16 protein-coding genes are annotated in these 22000 nt (G+C 58.1%); 12 read left to right on the top strand and 4 right to left on the bottom strand.

The features are described 5' to 3' along the window. Nucleotides 1–98: 98 nt before the first annotated feature. Nucleotides 99–440, bottom strand: a complete 342-nt coding sequence (locus I6J19_RS06645; protein WP_005512007.1) for a HesB/IscA family protein — start codon at nucleotides 438–440, stop codon at nucleotides 99–101. A gap of 314 nt (nucleotides 441–754) precedes the next feature. On the opposite strand from I6J19_RS06645, the gene I6J19_RS06640 reads away from it, so the two are divergent. The 4 genes from I6J19_RS06640 to I6J19_RS06625 all read left to right on the top strand — a co-directional run bounded on the left by I6J19_RS06640 (nucleotide 755) and on the right by I6J19_RS06625 (nucleotide 4143). Further along, entirely contained in the window at nucleotides 755–1519 is a 765-nt protein-coding gene (locus tag I6J19_RS06640; protein WP_038625877.1) for a DUF3043 domain-containing protein, read from the top strand. A 12-nt stretch (nucleotides 1520–1531) separates the two neighbouring features. Continuing rightward, nucleotides 1532–2125, top strand: a complete 594-nt coding sequence (locus I6J19_RS06635) for a bifunctional adenosylcobinamide kinase/adenosylcobinamide-phosphate guanylyltransferase (RefSeq protein ID WP_038625880.1) — start codon at nucleotides 1532–1534, stop codon at nucleotides 2123–2125. Between the two features lie 102 nt (nucleotides 2126–2227). After that, nucleotides 2228–3265, top strand: a complete 1038-nt coding sequence (gene cobT, locus I6J19_RS06630) for a nicotinate-nucleotide--dimethylbenzimidazole phosphoribosyltransferase (protein ID WP_038625882.1) — start codon at nucleotides 2228–2230, stop codon at nucleotides 3263–3265. A 5-nt stretch (nucleotides 3266–3270) separates the two neighbouring features. Continuing rightward, nucleotides 3271–4143 carry an adenosylcobinamide-GDP ribazoletransferase gene (locus tag I6J19_RS06625; protein WP_038625884.1) on the top strand — a complete coding sequence of 291 codons (873 nt, stop codon included), beginning with the start codon at nucleotides 3271–3273 and terminating at the stop codon, nucleotides 4141–4143. A 578-nt stretch (nucleotides 4144–4721) separates the two neighbouring features. Here the strand turns inward: I6J19_RS06625 and I6J19_RS06620 are convergent. Beyond that, nucleotides 4722–6596 (bottom strand): vWA domain-containing protein, encoded by a 1875-nt coding sequence (locus I6J19_RS06620; RefSeq protein ID WP_052155534.1) that lies wholly within the window; start codon nucleotides 6594–6596, stop codon nucleotides 4722–4724. A 489-nt stretch (nucleotides 6597–7085) separates the two neighbouring features. Further along, nucleotides 7086–8201, bottom strand: coding sequence for a branched-chain amino acid aminotransferase (locus I6J19_RS06615; RefSeq protein ID WP_038625886.1), 1116 nt, complete (start codon nucleotides 8199–8201; stop codon nucleotides 7086–7088). 221 nt (nucleotides 8202–8422) lie between these two features. On the opposite strand from I6J19_RS06615, the gene I6J19_RS06610 reads away from it, so the two are divergent. From I6J19_RS06610 to I6J19_RS06580, 7 genes are all read left to right on the top strand, one after another. Continuing rightward, a complete protein-coding gene (locus I6J19_RS06610) occupies nucleotides 8423–9961 on the top strand; it encodes a leucyl aminopeptidase (protein ID WP_081913949.1) in 1539 nt (512 codons plus the stop codon). A gap of 173 nt (nucleotides 9962–10134) precedes the next feature. Further along, a complete protein-coding gene (sucB, locus tag I6J19_RS06605) occupies nucleotides 10135–12177 on the top strand; it encodes a 2-oxoglutarate dehydrogenase, E2 component, dihydrolipoamide succinyltransferase (RefSeq protein WP_187402471.1) in 2043 nt (680 codons plus the stop codon). Between the two features lie 565 nt (nucleotides 12178–12742). Then, entirely contained in the window at nucleotides 12743–14368 is a 1626-nt protein-coding gene (locus I6J19_RS06600) for an inorganic phosphate transporter (protein ID WP_049181585.1), read from the top strand. A gap of 133 nt (nucleotides 14369–14501) precedes the next feature. Then, on the top strand, nucleotides 14502–15305 hold the full coding sequence (gene lipB / locus I6J19_RS06595) for a lipoyl(octanoyl) transferase LipB (protein WP_038625892.1): 804 nt from the start codon (nucleotides 14502–14504) through the stop codon (nucleotides 15303–15305). A 9-nt stretch (nucleotides 15306–15314) separates the two neighbouring features. Further along, entirely contained in the window at nucleotides 15315–16373 is a 1059-nt protein-coding gene (gene lipA / locus I6J19_RS06590; protein WP_038625894.1) for a lipoyl synthase, read from the top strand. Nucleotides 16374–16467: 94 nt separating this feature from the next. After that, nucleotides 16468–17247, top strand: a complete 780-nt coding sequence (locus tag I6J19_RS06585) for a DUF4191 domain-containing protein (protein ID WP_005511046.1) — start codon at nucleotides 16468–16470, stop codon at nucleotides 17245–17247. Nucleotides 17248–17511: 264 nt separating this feature from the next. Further along, entirely contained in the window at nucleotides 17512–19131 is a 1620-nt protein-coding gene (locus tag I6J19_RS06580) for an aspartate:alanine exchanger family transporter (protein WP_187402496.1), read from the top strand. A 17-nt stretch (nucleotides 19132–19148) separates the two neighbouring features. On the opposite strand, the gene I6J19_RS06575 is transcribed toward I6J19_RS06580, so the two are convergent. Beyond that, nucleotides 19149–19667, bottom strand: a complete 519-nt coding sequence (locus I6J19_RS06575) for an RDD family protein (protein ID WP_187402472.1) — start codon at nucleotides 19665–19667, stop codon at nucleotides 19149–19151. A gap of 404 nt (nucleotides 19668–20071) precedes the next feature. On the opposite strand from I6J19_RS06575, the gene glnA reads away from it, so the two are divergent. Further along, nucleotides 20072–21508, top strand: coding sequence for a type I glutamate--ammonia ligase (gene glnA / locus I6J19_RS06570; RefSeq protein ID WP_038625898.1), 1437 nt, complete (start codon nucleotides 20072–20074; stop codon nucleotides 21506–21508). Nucleotides 21509–22000 lie beyond the last annotated feature (492 nt).

The following is a 22000-nucleotide window of genomic DNA, read 5'->3' as shown; positions in this document are numbered from 1 at the left end:
AGGCTCGGACCTCACTCAATTAACAAGAGTGAGGTCCGAGCCTTGTACTATCCGACGCTTTTCACAGCGTCTGCTGACAGCTCTGCTCAGCTAATGACTTAGTTGAAGGAGTCACCGCAAGCACAGGAGCCGGTGGCATTCGGGTTATCGATGGTGAAGCCCTGCTGCTCAATAGTGTCCGCGAAGTCGATAGTGGCGCCGGACAGGTACGGAACCGACTGGCGATCAACAACCAGCTTGACACCACCGAAAACCTCGGCGACATCGCCGTCGAGGCTGCGATCATCGAAGTAGAGCTGGTAGCGCAGGCCGGCGCAGCCGCCCGGAGCCACGGAAATACGCAGTGCCAGGTCGGTGGCACCTTCTTGATCCAGAAGTGCCTTTGCCTTGGCAGCCGCAGCTTCGGTCAGGGTAACGCCAGTGCTCTGAGCAGTAGTCATAGCGCGTGTCCTCCTTGTTGAAGTGTTTAAGTATGCGAGTCGACCCCAAGGTCGGCTACGTCATTATTTATCACAACCATACCGACCAGTCTTTAATTCCCAATTCTGGGCTCTCTTTTTCTTTCTCTTTTTCTGAAGTCTCTTCTTGCCGCCACCTCGCAACCGCACCACGGCCTCCGACGCCCCAACGGCGCTCTCTCCGCCTCCGACCCCACGCGGCGGCCACGCCAAAAACCACGCCCCTTGCCCAGCCCCTGGCCCTCAACCTGCAACCAAATTAGGGAAGCACCTTGAAGACCTTATAATCTGGGGTCGTGAATCTACCGTGGAAAAAGAATGACAAAAAGTCCAAGGCAGCTGACGCAACTAAAGCTGACGCAACCAACGCCGGAGACGTAACCACCGACGCGACCGCATCCAGCGGAGCCAAGGACACCGCTTCGGAGTCTCAGCAGCCCGAGAAGAAGCACAGCGGTGCCTTTACTCCCAAGAAGGGGCGCCCCACCCCGAAGCGCAACGAGGTTGAGCGCGCACGCGGCATCCGCCGTGGCCCGGTCGAGGCACCGCTAACCGCTAAGGAAGCTCGCCAGCGCCGCAAGGAGCTCAAGGCCTCCATGTCCAAGGAAGAGCTCAAGGCCGCCAAGGCACGCGAGCGAGCAGAGCGACGTGAGCAGCGCCGCATTGCCGACGAGCGCATGGCCGCCGGCGATCCGCGCTACATGCTGCCGCGTGACCAGGGCGCTGAGCGCAAGTTTGTCCGCGACTGGGTTGATTCCCGTCGCTTCCTCGCTAACGTGTTCCTCCCGTTCGCGCTGATTCTGCTGCTGATTATGATGATTGGCACTTCCCTGCCAAAGCTGGCCAACATCGCATCTCTCATCGCGATGGTTCTCATCATCGCCCTGATTATCGAAGGTATCTACATCGGCCGCCGTGCCATCAAGCTGACGCGCGAACGCTTCCCGAAGACCACCGAGGGAGCCTGGGGGCTGGGCTTCTACGCTTACTCCCGCGCTTCTCAGCCGCGTCGTCTGCGTACTCCGCGTCCGCAGGTCAACATCGGCGACGAGATCAAGTAGCCTCCATCTGCCATGCGCACTCTGGTTCTCGGTGGCGCCCGCTCAGGCAAGTCCTCATGGGCTGAGCACGAGCTGCTGGCCACCGCCGCAGCCTCAACCGACTGTGCCTCAGATGCCGCAGCCTCAGCGGTGTTGCACTACATCGCAACTGCACGGCCCTGGCCCGGTGATAGTGACTTTCACTCCAGGGTCAAGGAGCACCGCATTCGTCGTCAAGCCCAGGCACAAGAGCACGGAGTGGTCTGGTACACGGTTGATGACGTCGATGCGGTGGATGCTCTCGCGTCGCCGAAGCGGCGCATGTTGCTCGACGATGTCGGCACCTGGCTGACGCACATCCTCGACGCGCAGGGGCTGTGGGAGGCGCCGAGGGGCAGCGTCGCGCCGTGGACACACTCGCTTGTCGACGCCGTGCGCAACTTCCCCGCAGATTCCGACCTGTTCATTGTGTCGCCCGAAGTGGGCTTCGGTGTCATTCCCGAGCACCGCTCAGGGCGGCTTTTCCGTGATGAAATTGGCCTTCTCAACCAGCAGCTCGCAGCTGTCTGTGATCGTGTTGTCTTAGTTGTGGCGGGCTGCCCTATGGAAGTCAAGGCGGCGAGCTAGATTCACTCCACGCCTCTCCTCCTATGACGGTCTTCCTAGCAATGCGAATAACTGTGTACCAATGGTCGGTACACAAATCGTTTTCGGGTAGCGTTTGAGAGTATGAACGCGGATTATTTTGGACCGGTAGCACGCCCTGACGAAGAGACTGAACAAGCCGCCCGCGTGCGCCATGAGCAGTTGACTAAACCCGCAGGCTCACTCGGCCGGTTGGAAGAACTCGGCATTTGGATTTCGGCGTGCCAGGGAGAATGCCCTCCGCGTGACCTAGACGATTGTCGTGTTTATGTCTTCGCTGGTGACCACGGTGTTGCCCAGGGCGGGGTGTCCGCGTACCCGTCCGAGGTGTCTATCCAGATGCTTGCCAACATCGAGGCAAAGGGCGCCGGCGTGAACGCTATCGCTGACATCGCGGGAGCCACAGTTACCGGTGTGGACATTTCCCTCGACCACGATGCCGAAGGGCCATACCGTATCCGTCGCAGCTGCGGTTCTATCGACCGCGAGGATGCGATGAGCGAGGAGGAGGTCGATAAGGCCATCCGCACGGGTATCGCGATTGCCGACGCCGCCGTTGATGAAGGCGCTGACCTGCTCATTGCCGGCGACCTGGGCATCGGAAACACCACTCCAGCCGCAGCGCTGATCGGTGCCGTGACCAACTCCGAACCAGTTGTCGTCGTCGGCCGAGGCACTGGCATTGATGACGAGGGCTGGAAGCTCAAGGTCGCTGCCGTGCGCGATGCCATGTTCCGCGTGCGTCGCCTGCGCAATGACCCGGTTGAGGTGCTCCGTCGTATTTCCTCGCCGGATATGACTGTGATGGCCGCATTCTTGGCTCAGGCAGCGGTGCGTCGCACTCCTGTGATTTTGGACGGAGTGGTTGTCACATCCGCAGCTCTGCTAGCTGACCAGCTCGCGCCGGGCGCGCGCGATTGGTGGGTCGCCGGCCACAAGTCGGCAGAGCCCGCGCACGCGCTTGCCCTTCGACACCTGGATAAGGAACCACTTCTCGAATACGGGATGCGTCTTGGCGAAGGCTCCGGCGCCGTCGCTGCCCTACCGCTGGTCAAGTCCGGCGTATCCGTCCTGCGCAACATGGCTACCTTCGCCGACGCAGGCGTAAGCACCAAGGACTAATCGACTTGTCCGACAAAGCCGGCCCGTCTCACCAGGACAACCTCGACGGTGATCCCTCCGCTCACGGCAATGCCGTCGCTGAGGCCATCACCACTGCCCTGTCCTGGCTCACTGTCCTGCCTTTCAAAGGCGCGAGCGTGTTCGACCGCATTACCGGCCGCCGCGCCATCGCTGCACTGCCAGTAGCTGGGCTCGTTCCTGCCGCGGGTGCAGTTCTCATCACGGCGGGGCTGTTCGCAACGTCGTCGTCACGCACGCCCACGCTTTACGACGTCACCCCGATCCTCGGCGGCGCCCTGATTATGGTGGCGGCACAGATGTTGACCCGCGCCATGCACCTGGATGGGCTGGCGGATGTGGCAGATGCCCTCGGCTCGTATAAACCGCCGGAGGGGGCGCGCGAGGTGCTGCGCGATCCGAGCACCGGCCCAATGGGCGTGGGCTCCATCGTGCTGACGATGTTGACGACGACGACTGCTTTTGCCGTGATTGTGGCTAGTGTGCTGTCACATTGGTCTGCTGGTCAGATGTGGCCGAGCGTGGTTGTGCTGTGCTTGCCTTTTGTGGCCTCTCGCGCGGCGGCAACGACTGCCTGCTGGCGTGGCTTTCCGCCTTTTTCGAACAGCGGCTTCGGCTCCCTGACGGCTGGTACACAGTCCACCGTGACGGTGGCCTGCTGGTGGACACTGCTGCTAGCTGTGTCGGGCGGGTTGATTGGGCTCGTGGGCGTAGCCGCTTGTGTGCTGAGCTTCGGCGTTACACTGCTGCTGACACAGCACTGCGTGAAGAGGTTTGGAGGAGTCAACGGCGACGTGTTTGGTGCGGTCATTGAGGTAACATGCGCTGTCTGTGCCGTGGTACTTGCCATAGGGTTCTAGCAGGGAAAATGCACGCATTGCCCCCGTTGGGGTTTTCTTTAAAAAGAACTATTGACGGTCACTTTGACGCGGACGTATTCTGAGGGCACACCGCCGGGAAGGCGGAGTACAGGAGGCTCGTTTCGGGGCTCGCCCAAATTATTTTGCGCCGACCGTTTGCCGGGGCGCCAAGAACGAGCACACCTTCTAGCCTCCCAGCTAATTAAAAAAAGCGCGTCCCGTCGCAGCAATGCACGGGATGTGCTTTTCTATGTTGGGGTAATACTCCCAGGTTTGGGTTCTGTGGGGTTTGGGTTCTGCGGGGGGCTAGTGACTGCGGTTATGTTAGCGACGGCGGACCGATGCGAGTTACTGACTGCGTTTATGGCGAAAATGGTCCGAAAAATGGCCTGAAAGTGTCATAAACTCGCACAGCTTCACATCTGCAGCCCATCGTTCTTGGCCTGTAAGTATCATGCTTGGCCTGTCAGTTTTGGGGTTAAGCAGAAAAAGTGTGCCCACCCGGCGATATGCCGAGCGGACACATTCTTGCGGGTTAGCCCCTCCTGCTCAGGAGCTTCCTGAGCTTACGGTTTGTCTTACTCCTTGCGCTTCTTGTTCTGGTAGACGATTGCGCCTGCGATGCCGATAAACACGGCGACCACTGCCACAATGGTGCCAATGACCAGCGGGCTCATACCCTCGTCCTCCATGTCCGACGAGGATGCGGATGCCTGAGAATCCGTATCCGGGGAGTCAGATTCCTTCGACGCATCTTCCGAAGATTCCTTCGACGAATCCTTTTCCGACTCTCCCTTGGCCAGAATCGGCTTATCGGATGAAGTCGGGCCGTTCTTGTCGGTCGGTCGCCAGTCAGGCCCCTTAGTTGGCTTGTTGTCCAGGAGGAATGCGAGCTGGAACGGCTGATCGATACCACTGACCTCTTCATCCGGGCGATAGTTAGCCATTCGGACAGTCGCGTAGTAATAGCCGGCGTTGGCTATAGATTGTCCGCCAACATTGGTACTTCGGTTGTTGTATTCGACCGGACGATCTGTTGACAAATTCAGATCCTCGGAATCCTGATAAAAGTGCATTGTTCCATCCGCCACGGAAACCTCGAATGGATTCAACAGAGCAACTCCCATGGAATCGGCATTATCGCGCTCCGAATTTCCAGTACGGGCAGCAATCACTGGTCGCTGACCCCACTCGACGGGGATCTTGTAGAACTTCTGCTCACCGGGAACGATTGTGTCGGAGATAGTGTCCCCAGACTTGACTTCCGGGGCTTGAGCTGCGTTATTGCCACCGCTTACAGGCTTGGCTTCCCCAAAAGTGGCCTTCTTGTAGGCTTTGTCGCCGGAGGAAGACCGCCCTTCATTTAGCTTGTCAGCATCCTGCTTCTTCAGCACTGGCTCAAACTGAACGCTAACCTCGACCTTCACGGGTTCATCACGATAATCTGCTACTGATTCACTGTCATAGACCCACACGTTGTTTGCGACGAGCCACTTGGTTTGATCACAACTGGATTCTATGCGGTCGCTATCCCATTCAAGAATGCTTGCATCAGCCGAAGTTGGAGTCCACGAATCGGCACTAGCTTCGGCGCCTGTCAGCGACCTCATGCGACCGTCGTCCTGGCATTTTCCGCCGGTTTCATTGATGATTTCGTCAACTTCAGTTCGGACATCCTGCTGCCCCTTACCCTCAGCATCGATATTCGCCAACACCTTTGAGGTAACAATCGCGTTGTGCCCCTTCGGCACTGCGATTCGGTAGTAGAGCGGGGTGCGATCGTGCTGGGCGACCTCTGGCACCAGCGTCGTTTGGTACTTGCCCTCGCCGAGCCACTTCGCGCCTTCTTTAGTCTCGGAGAACTCGAACGGAGTGCCCGTGGTTTCGTAGCCCTGCACTGACCGCTGAGCCAAGAACTTCATGTGGTCTGCCAGCTGGGTGGCATCATCAGCAGTCATGCTTTGACCGCCAGTTGCCTGCGCAACACACTCAAGCTCAGCGCGAGCTTCTTCATCAACCTTGAAGCCCACGGTGTGAATGGTCAGGCCAACGCCCTGCCCCGCCAGTTCTTTCGCAACCTCACACACCGGTGGCGGTGCGCAGGTGTCAATTCCATCGGAAACCAAGATGATTGATCGCTCACCGTCTGAACCAAGCTCATCAGCCGCCTTACGCAGTGCATTGCCAATCGGCGTGTAGCCCTGAGCTTTCAACCCGGCAATCCTGCTCTTCAGGCCTTCTTTGTCGACCTTTTGAACCGGCGACAGCACCTCGATGTCCTGGCAACCTCGCTCGCGGTTGGATTCATCGCTGGATTCGCGCTGGCCATAAACCAGCATGCCAAGTAGCGCATCATCCGGGAGGGAGTCAATCAGCTCCGTGGATGCGCGCTTTGCCGCATCGAGGCGGGTGCCTCCGGCATCGTCGGCAAGCATCGAGCCTGACAGATCCATGATTAGCTCTGCTTTTGCTTCGCCCGTGCCCCCTTCGCCCGTAGGAGCGGGCTGTTCCACCCCGGACGGTGGCGGCGTATCTTGAGCTGCCGCCACAGGAGCCGGGATTGCGCTAAACCCGATCGTCCACGCCGCCAACAACAGCGTGACGACGATGGCTACCCTTAGGCGCTTTGAACTACTTGACGAAAAACTATCTTTAAAAAAGTCTTGAACTACCACCATCACAGCACCTCAAACTGTTTTCCCAACTACAAAAACCAATCGTGTTGGTAGTTTTTCACAGTGACCCCGGTCACGCTAGAGGTATTTTTAATGGCTAAACAAATGCCCTCTGAACAATTCATGAACCATGAGAAAACCGCACAGCTGTTGGGGAACCAGCGAAGCAAAAACGCAGCCCCTGACCAGCAAATACTAATCAGGGGCTGCGAAAGTACTAATTCTCGTAACAACTATTAAATTATCTTTTCCGACTTACGCCGAAACTTAAGCCTCAACGAGCTTGTGAATCCAACCGTGGGTGTCCTCAACCTCACCGTGCTGAATACCAGTCAGACGCTCGCGCAGCTTCATAGTCCACTCACCAGTGTTGCCGTTATTAATCTCAAACTCACCCTCAGCGGACTTCACAAAACCGACCGGGGTGATGACGGCAGCGGTACCACAGGCGAATGCCTCGCTCATGACACCGGAAGTGGCATCATTCTTCCACTCCTCGGTGGAAATGCGACGCTCCTCGACATTCATGCCCAGATCCTGAGCAGCCTGCAGCAACGATGCCCGGGTAATGCCCGGCAGTAGCGAACCGGACAGCTCTGGAGTCACCAGGCGAACACCAGCGTCAGCGGTCTTATCCGGGTAGATGAACGCCAGGTTCATGCCGCCCATCTCCTCGATGTACCTACGCTCGACAGCATCCAGCCACACAACCTGGTCGCAGCCCTTTTCCTCTGCCTGCTGCTGAGCCGCCAGCGAAGCTGCGTAGTTACCTGCGAACTTCGCAGCACCGGTGCCTCCCGGCGCGGCACGCACGTACTCGTGGGAGATCCACACGGTCACCGGGTTAATACCACCGGAGAAGTACGCGCCAGCAGGTGAAGCGATGAGCAGGAAGGTGTAAGAGTTCGACGGGTGCACACCCAGGGTGCTCTCAGTGGAGAACATGATTGGACGCAGGTACAGGGATTCTTCGCCACCAGCTGGCGGCACCCATGCCGCATCGGCCTCAACCAGCAGACGGATTGCCTCGAGAAAGGTCTCCTCCGGCAGCTGCGGCATCGCAATGCGGTCAGCGGAGCGCTGGAAACGACGAGCGTTCTGCTCCGGGCGGAAAGTAACAATGGAACCATCCGGCATGCGATACGCCTTCAGCCCCTCAAAAATCGACTGCCCGTAATGCAGGACCGAAGAAGACGGCTGCATTTCAATCGAACCATATGCCTGCAGCTTGGCGTCGTGCCAGCCCTTGTCTGCAGTCCAGTCAATTCGGACCATGTGGTCGGTGAAGTGCTTACCAAAACCGGGGTTGGCCAGAATCTCCTCGCGCTCGACATCAGAGAGTGGATTCGGGTTACGTTCGATTGCAAATTCCAAAGCAGACATGTCTTTCATCCTAAACCGTCGAGGATCGAGTCGTATCAATACTCGCCCCGAAAGACCGTGTTAGTCAGGCTAATGTCAGCGTCGCGGGCACTAGGCGCGGGTACATTCCAATAGTCGTGGCGCTGTCTCGTCGGTCCGCTGTCCAGGGGTGAAGGACACGAACCGGCAAATAGGGATACGGTGGTGTACCACATAGTACGACTACAAGGAGATGCAACTACATGCCAGTCCCCGCTAACAATGATTCGACGCAGTTCGGCGCCTCTCGCAACGCCGCAATTTTGTCCAATTACCTGCCGGCTATCGGCACTCGCGTGGTCATCGCTGCCGACAAGTCTCTGCCCGCGGACGCCGACGCGGTTCTCGTCGCGCTTATCGACGGCGAGGATGGCGTCGAGCTGGTCGCACCCGAGGCCATCGGTTCGGTTGCAGAGCAGCTGCTCGCCTCCTTTGAGGCAGTCTCCGCCAGTGCTAAGGCCGAGTCCGTGACCACCATTCCGGCCCCCGCTGGCCTGGATGTCGACAGTGTCACGGGCGTTGGCGTGGGTTCTGAGGACCTGGATGCAGAGGATATCCGCCGTGCCTGCGGTGCCGCTGCCCGCCGTATGTCCAAGGCCAAGGTGGTCTTTAACACTCTCGGCGCCATCGATCCGCAGGCTGCAGCCGAGGGCTTTGCACTGGGCGCTTACGCTTACTCCGGCCAGAAAAGCGCCGAAGAAAGCAACGAGGACACCCAGAAGGTGGTCGTGTTGGGCGCTGATGACGACGTCGTAAAGCGCGTTGCGGCGATTGTGGATGCCGTTGCCACCGCGCGTGACTTCGTCAATACAGCATCGTCGCACCTCTACCCCGAGACGTTTGCTGACGCTGCTGCAGCGCTGGGCCGTGACGCAGGGCTCGAGGTCGAGGTGCTTGACGACGACGCTCTGCGCGCCGGCGGTTTCGGAGGCCTCAATGCCGTGGGTGGCGGATCCTCGCGCGGGCCGCGCCTGGTGCGTCTGGTCTGGAAGGGCGATGAGTCGGCAGAGAAATCGCTGGGGCTGGTCGGTAAGGGCATCACCTTTGATACCGGCGGTATTTCGCTGAAGCCGGGCGCCAGCATGGAGAACATGATTTCCGATATGGGCGGCGCTGCGGCAGTTATTGCCACAGTCGTCCTGGCTGCCCGTTTGGGTGTTTCCACCCCGGTGACCGCAACCGTTCCGATGGCAGAGAACATGCCGGGCGGTAAGGCGTACCGTCCGGGCGATGTCATTACGCAGTACGGCGGTAAGACCATTGAGATTCTGAACACCGACGCAGAGGGCCGTCTCGTACTCGCGGACGCCATTGTCCGCGCCTGCGAAGACAAGCCGACTCACCTGATTGACACCGCCACCCTGACCGGTGCGCAGCTGGTCGCTCTTGGCGAGCGCACCCCGGGTGTCCTGGGTAATGACGAGTTCCGTGACCGTGTTGCAGAGCTGTCTCAGAGCATTGGTGAAAATGGTTGGGCAATGCCGATTCCAGTTGAGCTAGCAGAGGCCTTGAATTCTCCGGTCGCTGACCTGCGGAATGTCACGAACTCTCGCTTTGGCGGTATGAGCGTTGCAGCTGCATACCTGCGCGAATTCGTTGGTGAGGATGTTGAATGGGTTCACATCGACGTTGCCGGTCCGGCCTTCAACACCACCGGGGAGTATGGTTATACCCCGAAGCGGGGCACTGGCGTTCCGGTTCGGACGATGTTCTCTGTGATTGAGGATTTGGCAACGAAGTAGCCGGTCATCCGACTGCGCCCCACCCGGCTGGAATCCTGGCTGAAATGAGCTATTCCACGCACCAGTCGAAAGCGGGCGCAGCCCACGGGGCAAGCAGAGTTTTCAACCTGTAAGCTAATTTGTAATAACCGTCTTAAAACGAGATTTCTTAACTTTTCGAGGAGTGCACAAACATGGCGACCTCTATTGAGATGCCGGAGCTCGGTGAATCAGTTACCGAAGGCACCATTACCACCTGGCTGAAGAAGGTCGGCGACACCGTCGAGGTCGACGAGCCGTTGCTCGAGGTTTCCACCGACAAGGTCGACACCGAAATTCCATCTCCGGTCGCCGGTGTTCTCACCGAGATTCTCTTTGAAGAAGACGACACCGTCGATGTTGGCGAGGTCATCGCAAAGGTCGGCGAGCCGGGCGAAGAGCCGGAAGGCGCTGACGATTCCGCAGAGGAGACTGAGGAAGAGGCTCCGAAGGAAGAAGCTGAAGAGCCAAATAAGGAAGCACCGAAGGCCGCTTCCGGTCCCGCTACTGACGTTGAGATGCCGGAGCTCGGCGAATCCGTCACCGAAGGCACCATCACCACCTGGCTGAAGAAGGTCGGCGACACCGTCGATGTCGACGAGCCGTTGCTCGAGGTTTCCACCGACAAGGTCGACACCGAAATTCCGTCCCCGGTCGCAGGCACCCTGCTCGAGGTCCTCTACGACGAAGACGACACCGTTGACGTCGGCGAGGTCATCGCTCGCGTTGGCGATGCAGACGCCGCTCCGGCCGCCAACGAATCGGCTGAGGAAGAGGCCGAAGAGACATCTGCTGCAGTCGAGAAGGACGAGGAGCCAGTAAAGGCCAACGAGGAGACTGAGGAGAACTCCACTGACGTTGACGCTGGCGACGCCACCGACGTTGAGATGCCGGAGCTCGGCGAATCCGTCACCGAAGGCACCATCACCACCTGGCTGAAGAAGGTCGGCGACACCGTCGAGGTCGACGAGCCGTTGCTCGAGGTTTCCACCGACAAGGTCGACACCGAAATTCCGTCCCCGGTCGCAGGCACCCTGCTCGAGGTCCTCTACGACGAAGACGACACCGTTGACGTCGGCGAGGTCATCGCTCGCGTTGGCAGTGGCCAGCCAAAGAAGGCCGCACCAAAGAAGGAAGCTCCAAAGGCAGAGTCCAAGCCGGAGCCAAAGAAGGAAGCTCCAAAGGCAGAGTCCAAGCCGGAGCCAAAGAAGGAAGAGCCGAAGAAGGAGGCTCCAAAGGCTGAGGCTCCGAAGGCTGAATCCAAGCCTTCCGCCAACAAGGACGTTCCTTACGTCACCCCGCTTGTTCGCAAGCTGGCTGACAAGCACGGCGTTGACCTGACTAAGGTCCAGGGCTCTGGGATTGGCGGCCGCATTCGTAAGCAGGATGTTCTGCGCGCTGCCGAGGGAGGCCAGGAGACTGCTGCTGAGTCCGGCTCCAACTGGTCCACCAAGGGCGTTCGCCCTGAGCTCGCTGAGCTGCGCGGCACCACCCAGCGTGTCAACCGCATCCGCGAGATTACCGCTGCCAAGACCCTCGAGTCTCTGCAGACTTCCGCACAGCTGACCCAGGTCCACGAGGCAGATATGACTGCCATCTGGGATCTGCGCGCTACTAAGAAGGCTGAGTTCGAGAAGAAGCACGGCGCGAAGCTGACCTTCCTGCCATTCTTTGCAAAGGCAATCGTTGAGGCTCTGGTCAGCCACCCGAACGTCAACGCTTCCTGGAACGAAGAGACCAAGGAGATTACCTACCACGAGCAGGTCAACCTGGGTATCGCTGTCGATACCGAACGTGGTTTGCTCTCCCCGGTCATCCACGACGCTCAGGATATGTCCCTGCCGGAGCTGGCTGCTGCTATCGCGGACATCGCAGACCGCGCTCGCAATAACAAGCTGACCCCGAAGGACCTGTCCGGCGGCACCTTCACCATTACCAACATTGGCTCCGAGGGCGCCTTGACCGACACCCCGATTCTGGTTCCGCCACAGGCTGCAATGGTCGGCACCGGCGCGATTAAGAAGCGCGCAGTAGTCGTCACCGAGAATGAGGCAGATGCCATTGGCATTCGTGCCATGGTCTTCCTGCCAATTACCTACGATCACCGCCTCATCGACGGCGCTGATGCAGGTCGCTTCATGACGACCGTTGTTGACCGCCTCGAGGTTGCTAACTTCGAATCGGATCTGCAGCTCTAAGCAGCCTACTCCCCTCCTGGGGTGGTAGCGCCGCGGAAATATCTAGCTGGCTTGCTAGCAGGAGGTTCCACCTCTTCCCTGCCCGCGTTAGTCGCACTTTGCGACTGACGCGGGTATTTCTTTTTCCGCATTCGTTCCGCAGTTGAACCTAATCAGCGATTCCTTCAAATGCGCAGCCACCCTCTTCTTGGCTAGTACTCAGATTTCGCGTAGCCACACATAGCTAACTCCATCGGCACAAAGAATTTACGCGCTGTTATTGCGCCATTAAGCCATTAGCGAACAACGGGAGGGTCTAGCCGAAAGCAAAGCCGCAAGTAGCAAATGTGCATACTTCTTGTACTGCCGAAATGCGAAAACGCCACACACCCACGCACTCAGTTTCGGCTATCGCTTCCAGCTACGCCAACGAGAGCCATAGATAGCGATAATTAAATTCATTATTTGTTAACCTAGTCGTCATCTAGTTAGCAATTAGCCTTTACCAATCTAAGAAATCATTAGACAGCAGGCTTCTTTGGCGTGCCTATTTTTGCTCTCTGTACGTAACTTAGAAAGGTGGAGCATGTCCTCGGCTCCAGCGAATACTAGTTCGTCGACCGGGACCACATCGTCTGAGCAATCGAGCTCCTCAGATAAGTGGTGGCATCTCTTCTTCGGCGGGCTTCTCGCAATCAACATCGTAATTTTTGCCTTCTGGGCTTATGACTTCGTCGGCCCGCAGGCAAATACGGCAATTCTTCTGATTACCATCGCGTTCGCCGTCTTCATGGCATTCAATATCGGCGGTAACGACGTTGCTAACTCCTTCGGTACTTCAGTCGGTGCCGGCACCCTGAGCATGAAGCAGGCGCTAGTTGTCGCTTCAGTCTTTGAGGTTTCGGGCGCCGTCCTCGCAGGTGGCGAGGTTACTGACACCGTCCGTTCCGGCATTGTGGACCTGAATGCGATCCACGGTTTGGACCCGATGGAGTTCGCCTTCATCATGATGTCCGCGCTTCTTGGCGCGGCAGTGTGGCTCCTCGTTGCCACCCGCATGGGTTGGCCAGTTTCCACTACCCACTCCATCGTCGGCGGTATCGTTGGTGCCGCACTGACGGTCGGTTTCATCACCGGCAAGGGTGGCTGGAGCATGGTCCAGTGGGATCAGATCGGCCAGATTGCAATTTCCTGGGTTCTCTCCCCGCTCCTTGGTGGTATGGTCGCGTTTCTCCTGTTCGGCGGCATTAAGAAGTCGATTCTCGTCTATAACGACAAGGCTTCTCAGCAGCTGCAGGCCATCCACCAGGAAAAGGCCGATCTTAAGGCTCAGCACCGTGAAGAGTTCGAAAAGCTGCCTGAGCACGAGCAGATCTCTTACACCAACGCGATGCTTCGCGACGCGACGACGATGCGCGACGCCGACTGGGAGCGGAATGACCTGGAGTCTGACTACTTCCGCAAGCTCGTTGACATCGAGTCCAAGGTTGATGACGTCCGCGCTCACCGCGCGCTAGAAGCCTGGGTTCCAGGCCTGGCCGCATTGGGCTCCGTCGTCATCTCCGCGATGATGCTGTTCAAGGGGCTCAAGAACCTGCACCTGGGCCTGTCCGGCCTGGACAATTTCCTGATTATGGGCATGATTGCCACCGCCGTGTGGCTCGCCGTTTACATCTTCGCCCGCACTTTGAAGCGCCAGGACCTCGACCGCTCGACCTTCCTGCTGTTCAGCTGGATGCAGGTCTTCACCGCTTCTGCGTTCGCTTTCTCCCACGGTTCGAACGACATCGCTAACGCACTTGGCCCGTTCGTGGCAATTCTGGATGTTCTCCGTACCAACGAAATTTCTTCTGAGTCTGGTGTTCCGCTGGCAGTCATGGCCACAATGGGTGTCGCTTTGATTTCCGGTCTGTGGTTCATCGGTCGCTACGTTATTCAGACTGTCGGTTCCGGCTTGACTAAGATGCACCCGGCGTCGGGCTTCGCCGCAGAGCTCTCTGCTGCTGTGGTCGTTATGATCGCTTCCCTGTTGGGTCTGCCGGTTTCTTCCACCCACATTCTGATTGGTGCTGTTCTCGGTGTCGGTATCGTTAACCGCGCCGCTAACTGGAACCTGATGAAGCCGATTGGTCTGGCCTGGGTTATCACTCTGCCGGCTGCTGCAGCTATCTCGGCAATTACCGTTTCCATCCTGCGCGTCGTCTTCGGCTAAACCCAACAAGAGCACGCCACTTTCGCCCCGGCGGTCACTTTCTAGTGACCACCGGGGTATTTTTGTGGCTGGTGCTATCCAAGTAACAAGAAAACTAAGGCCCACAGAAATTCGGCGTATCCTATAGGCCACCATGACTGCCCCAAGAAAACCTTTTACTCGCGCAGATAAATCCATTCGAGACTCTAGCTCCGACATCGAGATTCAGCACCTGGGTCTTGTCGACTACGAAGAGACCTGGCACCTACAGGCAGACCTTGCTGCCAAGCGTGCGAAAGACCTGATTCCAGATCAGATTCTCGTGCTCGAGCACCCGAGTCTTTACACAGCAGGAAAGCGCACCCAGCCCGAGGACCGCCCTACCAATGGGTTGTCGGTCGTCGATGTCGACCGCGGGGGCCGCATCACCTGGCACGGCCCGGGCCAGCTTGTGATGTATCCCATCATCAAGCTCGCTCAGCCGGTCGATGTGGTGGACTACGTCCGCAGACTGGAAGAAGCCCTCATTCAAACCGTTCGCCGGGCTGGCATCGCAGCTGCTGGCCGCATCGATGGCCGCTCGGGGGTATGGATTCCCGCATCAAACGGAATTAGCGACCGAAAGATTGCGGCACTGGGAATCCGCGTGACTCATGATGTGACCATGCACGGACTGAGTCTGAACTGCGACAACTCTATGGAGTTCTACAACTACATCATCCCGTGTGGCATCTCCGATGCTGGAGTGACCACCCTATCCCGGGAGCTTGACCGAGATGTTAGCGTGTCAGAGATGACAGAGTCGCTTCTGGCGGATTTACAAGATGCTTTGGAAGGCCGTCTGACCGTTGCCGACCATTCCTTTGGCTCCGCGCCCGACCCCACGAAGGGCCTGCCACACCGGGTGAAGCACAACTCCACTACCGGCATATTCGAGTACTCATCAACAAACAAGTAGGGTGAAACTGTGACTGTTAAGCCAGAAGGACGTAAGTTACTGCGCGTCGAGGCACGAAATGCCGAGACCCCTATCGAAAACAAGCCACGGTGGATCCGCAACCAGGTTCGCCCGGGCCCCAGCTATAAAGACATGAAGAGCCGTGTCTCGGGCGCCTCCCTGCACACAGTTTGTCAGGAGGCTGGCTGCCCAAACATTCACGAATGCTGGGAAGACCGCGAGGCCACCTTCCTTATCGGCGGCGACAAGTGCACCCGCCGCTGCGACTTCTGCCAGATTAACTCTGCCAAGCCGGATCCCTTGGACAAGGACGAGCCGCGCCGTGTCGCCGAGTCCGTCCGCGAGATGGATCTTCGCTACGCGACCATCACCGGTGTCGCCCGCGACGACCTGCCCGACGGCGCATCCTGGCTCTACGCAGAGACATGCCGACAGATTCACGAGCTCAACCCGAATACGGGGGTCGAGCTCCTGGTCGACGATTTCCGTGGCGACGAATCCGCCGCACAGCAGGTCTTCGATGCCAAGCCCGAGGTTTTCGCCCACAACTTGGAGACGGTGCCGCGCATCTTCAAGCGCATCCGTCCAGCATTCCGCTACGAGCGCTCCTTGGAACTCATCACTCGTGCTCGCGAAGCTGGGCTGGTTACCAAGTCCAACCTCATCCTGGGCATGGGCGAAACCTACGACGAAATCATCTCCGCTATGGAAGATTTGCACGGAGCCGGCTGCGACATCCTGACAATTACGCAGTACCTCCGGCCCACCCCGCTGCACCACCCAATTGACCGTTGGGTCAAGCCGGAAGAGTTCGTCAAACTCTCCAAGGCTGCCGAAGAGATGGGCTTCGCTGGCGTCATGTCAGGACCGCTAGTCCGTTCCTCTTACCGCGCTGGACGGCTCTACGCCCGCGCGCTGGCGCACCGCGGTCAGGAGCTGCCTGAGCATCTCTCCGCGCTTGCCGACGACGGCGGCAGCGACCTCGCCCTGCAGGAGGCCTCAACCCTACTCGACCGCTATGGCGCATCGGAAGATACGCCAGTCACTTCGGCTATTCCGGCTTCCTAGAGGCCTGACGGCCTCAGCGCCGTCGTAAAGCGAAACGGCGCTACGGCGCGGTCTATTGCCTAAAACTACATCGCATGCCCTAAAGTTGGTGATTATGGCGACCAATGATGCGAAAGAAATGAAGAAGGCGAACCGCGCCGCCAAGCGCGCTCAGCGTAAGCAGACCCGTAGCCAGATGTGGCAGGCGTTTAAGCTGCAGCGCTCGCGGGACAACAAGCTCGTGCCGTACATGGCACTGGGCTTCTTCGGTCCAATTATCCTTCTGTTATTGCTTGGCCTGCTCATTGGTGGAGTCTGGCCCTGGGTTCTGACGATTATTGGTATTTCGATCGGCTTTATGGTCGCGATGTACATCTTCTCCAAGCGTCTTGAGGCTTCCTTCTACACAGAGGCAGAAGGCCAGGCCGGTGCTGCGGCGTGGACGCTGGACAATATGCGTCAGGGCGTTGGCTATGTCTGGCACGTCAAGACCGGTGTTGTCGCTAATCAGCACATGGATGCTGTTCACCGTGTTATTGGTAACGCCGGTGTTGTGCTGGTCGGTGAAGGTGACCCGAACCGCGTCAAGCAGATGATTGCTCGTGAGAAGAAGTCGCTGGCACGCATTGCGGGCGAAGCTCCGATTTACGACATGATTGCTGGCAGCGACGAGGGGCAGGTCCCGCCAAAGAAGCTGCAGCGCGAACTCATGCGTCTGCCGCGCAACCTGAATAAGGATCAGGCCAATGCTTTGAATGAGCGCATCCAGTCGATGGACCGCATTCGCGATGCGCGCGCGAACATGCCCAAGGGGCCGATGCCGAAGGGAGCTAACCCACAGGCCGGCATGAACCGTCGTGCGCGCCGTGCCGCAAATCGCGGCAAGAAGCACTAGAGGCTTAGCTAGGTTTCACCAGAGCCAGTTGCTCGGGCAACCCGACGAGGGACAACCTAGGTTGAAGCAGAAAAAAGGGGCTTTCGGGCCCCTTTTTTGTGCTCTAAAGCTTTAAAACGAAGTCCAAAACCACGACTTCAAACACAGTTATTGATGTCTTGTTGAAGTGATTACTCTCACTTATCACGCCGTCAGCAAAGGTTATATCCTTGCTGAAAACAATGCTTAATGAAGATTACTGCTAGTTGTGCCACCATGGGATATGTGCAACTCTTGGCTGAAAATGAACTCTTAGCGCTTCTAGTGATTTTGTTTCTTGGCCTGGCAATTGGCCAGATCAAGATCTTCGGCTTCAAGCTTGGCGTGGCTGCCGTCCTCTTCGTCGGCCTTATCCTCGCGACCATTGAGCCGGAAATTCAAATCTCCCCGCTGATTTACATCGTGGGCCTGGCATTATTCGTCTACACCATCGGGTTGGAGGCGGGCCCCGAATTCTTCAGCTCGTTACGCTCACGCGGTATCAAGCACAACTTATTCGGCATTGGTGTGCTCGCAGTTGTCACTATCGAGTCTTTCTTGCTAATCAAGTTTTTGCCTATCGACCCGGTGGAGGGCGCAGGTGCCTTCACAGGCGCCCTGACCAACACCCCGGCTATGGCAGCAATCGTCGATGCTCTTCCTAGCCTCATTTCGGATAAGGGCGAGCTGGCCGCTGCCCACGATATGCCGGTGATTGGTTACTCCCTGGCCTACCCAATCGGCGTGCTGGCAGTGATTGCCTCAATCGGTATTATGTCGAAGGTCTTCCGCGTCGATCACGACCAGGAAGCTATTGACGCAGGTGTCGCCGCGCTTCCGCTGCATACTCGGGACATCAAGGTCCTCAAGAACGACCTGCCGTCCATCACTGACCTTCCGTCGAAGTTCGGTTTGGACATCACGGTTTCACGCATCGAGTATAAGGGCCACCTCTACATTCCATCTCCGGGTGACACTGTCTCCGTCGGCGATATTATTTCCGTCGTCGGTACAGAGGAAGAAATTGCTCGTGCCGCCGAGTACATTGGCGAGCTTATGCCAGGTGATCCGACACACGACGGTCGCCTGGACTTCCGTCGCATCTTCGTCTCCGCATCTGACGTGGTGGGCGTACCCATTGCGGAGCTTCAGACTCGCATGGACGGCATGATCATTACGCGTATTCGCCGCGGCGACCACGACATCGTCGCGGAACCAAACATGCGCCTCGAGCTTGGCGACCGCGTCCGCGTGGTTGCACCACCAGAGAAAATCAAGGACGCAACAAAGTTCTTCGGCGACTCTTACAAGAAGCTTTCCGACGTCAACCTCTTGCCTCTCACCCTTGGGCTTACGCTGGGTGTATTGGTCGGTCTCATCAAGATTCCGCTTCCGGGCGGCAGCTCGCTAGCCTTGGGATCCGCTGGTGGTCCACTGGTTGTGGCGCTGATTCTAGGTGCTGTTGGTCGCACTGGCCCGTTGGTTTGGCCTATCCCCTACTCGGCCAACCTGGCGTTCCGCACCATGGGTCTGGCACTGTTCCTGGCTGGTATCGGCACTACTGCTGGTAAGGGATTCCAGGCTGCGTTGTCTGACCCGGCATCACTGACAGTTCTGGGCCTTGCCGCCATCATCGCCTTTAGCTCCGCACTGTTGACCCTCATTGTCGGTCACCGCGTGCTGAAGATTCCGTTCGGTCAAACTGCGGGTATCCTCTCGGGCTTGCAGACTCACCCGGCAGTGCTCTCATACGTCAACGACCAGGCCAAGAACGAGTTGCCGGCAATGGGATACACAACGGTGTATCCGATGGCCATGATCATGAAGATCATTCTCGCCCAAGTCCTGGTCGTGTTGGTGCTATAGCGCTAACCCAAACAGCGCTACCCCAAAATAACTGCCGTGCCAGTGGCGCGGTCGTGCATGCCGCGCATATCCGAGTCGGTGATTGCTGGCGGCAGTAGGAAAAGAGTAAGCAAGCTGCGGAAGAAGGCACGAACAAAGCCGACTCGCTCGCCGGGCTTGTCCACGCGAGCGACGCCCATCTTCATTATCCACTGCCCCGGAGTGCGGGCGAACAGCCAAACCGACACCGTGCCAATAATGAGGAAGACAACTGGCGTATAGGTCGCAAGGAATGACTGCCAGGCGATAAACGAATCTCCGAACTGGTCAATTTGCTCCTCGCTCGGGCCGAAGAACATCGAAAAAGCGCCGGCAATCATCAGGGAAATGATCCAGTCAATGAGAATGCCGCCGACGCGACGCATCAGCGTCGCTTGCGAGCCTGGGCCATCGGGGGCAAGACCCAACGCCTGGCCGGGATAGTCCGAGAGTTTGTCCGGATTATCGAACTCTCCCGGAATCTGAGGGCCATCTAGCCAACTGTGCTTTTCTTCCATGGATTCATAGTCTAATGCAGTAATCCGGCTATCAAATCACGGGCTGGGACAGCCACTCAGCCTACGCGGGGGTAATCCGGGGGCGATGTTGCGTCGCCTTTTCCATTTTCTTATCAGCATGGGAGCTAAAGGCTCGTCGTAAAGCATGTGTGACGCGAATGCGCAGGGTATTGCCGAGTTTCCACAAACAGATAACCCGCTCCCTATTTGCGTAACCCATTCCGTATTGGTGAATTCCTCACGCGCCATGTCAGAAATTCGTGGTTCTAATTCCAGAATGAATGCGTGGTTCGTTAAGCTTAAAGGCGTCAACCGGCCAGTCCTTGACAGCGCGGCAGGTGCACGAAACATCGTGCAAGAATTCCCTGCTGTGTACTAAACAAGGCCAACTAAGGAGACCGCACATGTCCTTCAAAACTCCCGAGGAAGTAGTCGCATATATCAAGGAAGAGGGCGTCGAGTTCGTAGACGTCCGTTTCACGGATGTTCCCGGCATCGAGCAGCACTTCACCATCCCGGCATCCGCATTTGACGAGGACGCGATGGCCGAAGGCCTGGCATTCGACGGTTCCTCGATTCGTGGTTTCACTTCCATCGACGAGTCCGACATGGCTCTGCTGCCCGACCTGAGCACGGCGCGCATTGACCCGTTCCGCAAGGCGAAGACCCTGAACGTCAAATTCTTCGTCCACGATCCGTTTACCCTCGAGCCGTTCTCCCGCGACCCGCGTAACGTCGCCAAGAAGGCGGAGGAATACCTCATCTCCACCGGCATCGCCGACACCTGCTTCTTCGGCGCCGAGGCGGAGTTTTACATCTTCGACAACGTCAAGTTCGAGACCGACACCAACCGCGGCTTCTACGAAGTTGATTCCATCGAAGGCTGGTGGAACCGCGGCAAGGACCAGAACCTGGACGGCTCTGCAAACCTGGGTTACAAGACTCGCCTGAAGGGCGGCTACTTCCCTACCGCTCCGTACGACCACTACCAGGACCTGCGCGACAAGATGTGCCTGAAGCTCGCTGATGCCGGCTTCGACCTGGAGCGCGCCCACCACGAGGTCGGCACTGGTGGCCAGCAGGAGATCAACTACAAGTTCAACACGATGTTGCACGCTGCAGACGACCTGCAGACCTTCAAGTACATCATCAAGAACACCGCCTGGGAAGAGGGCAAGTCCGTCACCTTTATGCCGAAGCCGCTGGCTGGCGACAACGGCTCGGGCATGCACGCTCACCAGTCGCTGTGGAAGGACGGCAAGCCGCTGTTCCACGATGAGGCCGGTTACGCAGGCCTGTCGGACATTGCTCGCTGGTACATCGGCGGCATCCTGCACCACGCAGGTGCGGTACTGGCCTTCACCAACCCGACCCTGAACTCCTACCACCGCCTGGTCAAGGGCTTCGAGGCTCCGATTAACCTGGTCTACTCGCAGCGCAATCGCTCTGCCGCTGTTCGCATTCCGATCACCGGCTCCAACCCGAAGGCAAAGCGCATCGAGTTCCGCGCCCCGGATCCGTCGGGCAACCCGTATCTTGGTTTCGCCGCCATGATGATGGCCGGACTGGACGGCGTGAAGAACCGCATCGAGCCGCACGCTCCGGTCGACAAGGACCTTTACGAGCTCCCGCCGGAGGAAGCCGCCGACATCCCGCAGGCTCCAACCTCTCTCGAGGCCGCGCTCGAGGCTCTGCGCAACGACCACGAGTTCCTGCTCGAGGGCGATGTCTTCACCGAGGACCTCATCCAGACCTACATCGACTACAAGTACGAAAACGAGATCGAGCCGGTTCGCCTTCGCCCGACTCCGCAGGAATACGAAATGTACTACGACTGCTAGAGTTTTCGCTTCACGACGACCACAGCGAGCAGCACCCATTGCTCCTCATGGCCGCCCAATGAGCTTGTTAGATGCCGCCTGACCACAGTTAATGTGGCCAGGCGGTTTTTCGTTGCGGCCATGCTGGCTGCGGGTGCCTGGGCCCGCATACGCGCGCATATGTGAGCACGAATTTGTGCGCGATTCCGGGCCACTTCCCTGAACAGGACCATATACCACCACAAAAGGGCCGCACCTCCTGCACGAGTAGAGTCGCGCACTCTCCTCCCCGGTCTTATCGATGCAATATTCACTTGTCGATGCGCTATAGCGTGGCCATATGTGAACAGCGTATCGACAAGTGACAGGGTGGGGAGAACACCGTGCGCATAAGAGCCGGACAGTTGTCGAGAAGTGACGAAAAATCGTCGACAAGTGAAGGAAAATCATCGATAGGTGCCAGAAAATTGGCCATAAGTGCGAGGGTGGCGCTAGGGAGAACGCGAGGGACGA

This window comes from Corynebacterium amycolatum, from assembly GCF_016889425.1.
Lineage (GTDB): Bacteria > Actinomycetota > Actinomycetes > Mycobacteriales > Mycobacteriaceae > Corynebacterium > Corynebacterium amycolatum.
Note: the sequence above shows the minus strand (reverse complement) of the source record. Positions and strands in the feature narration are given on the sequence as shown.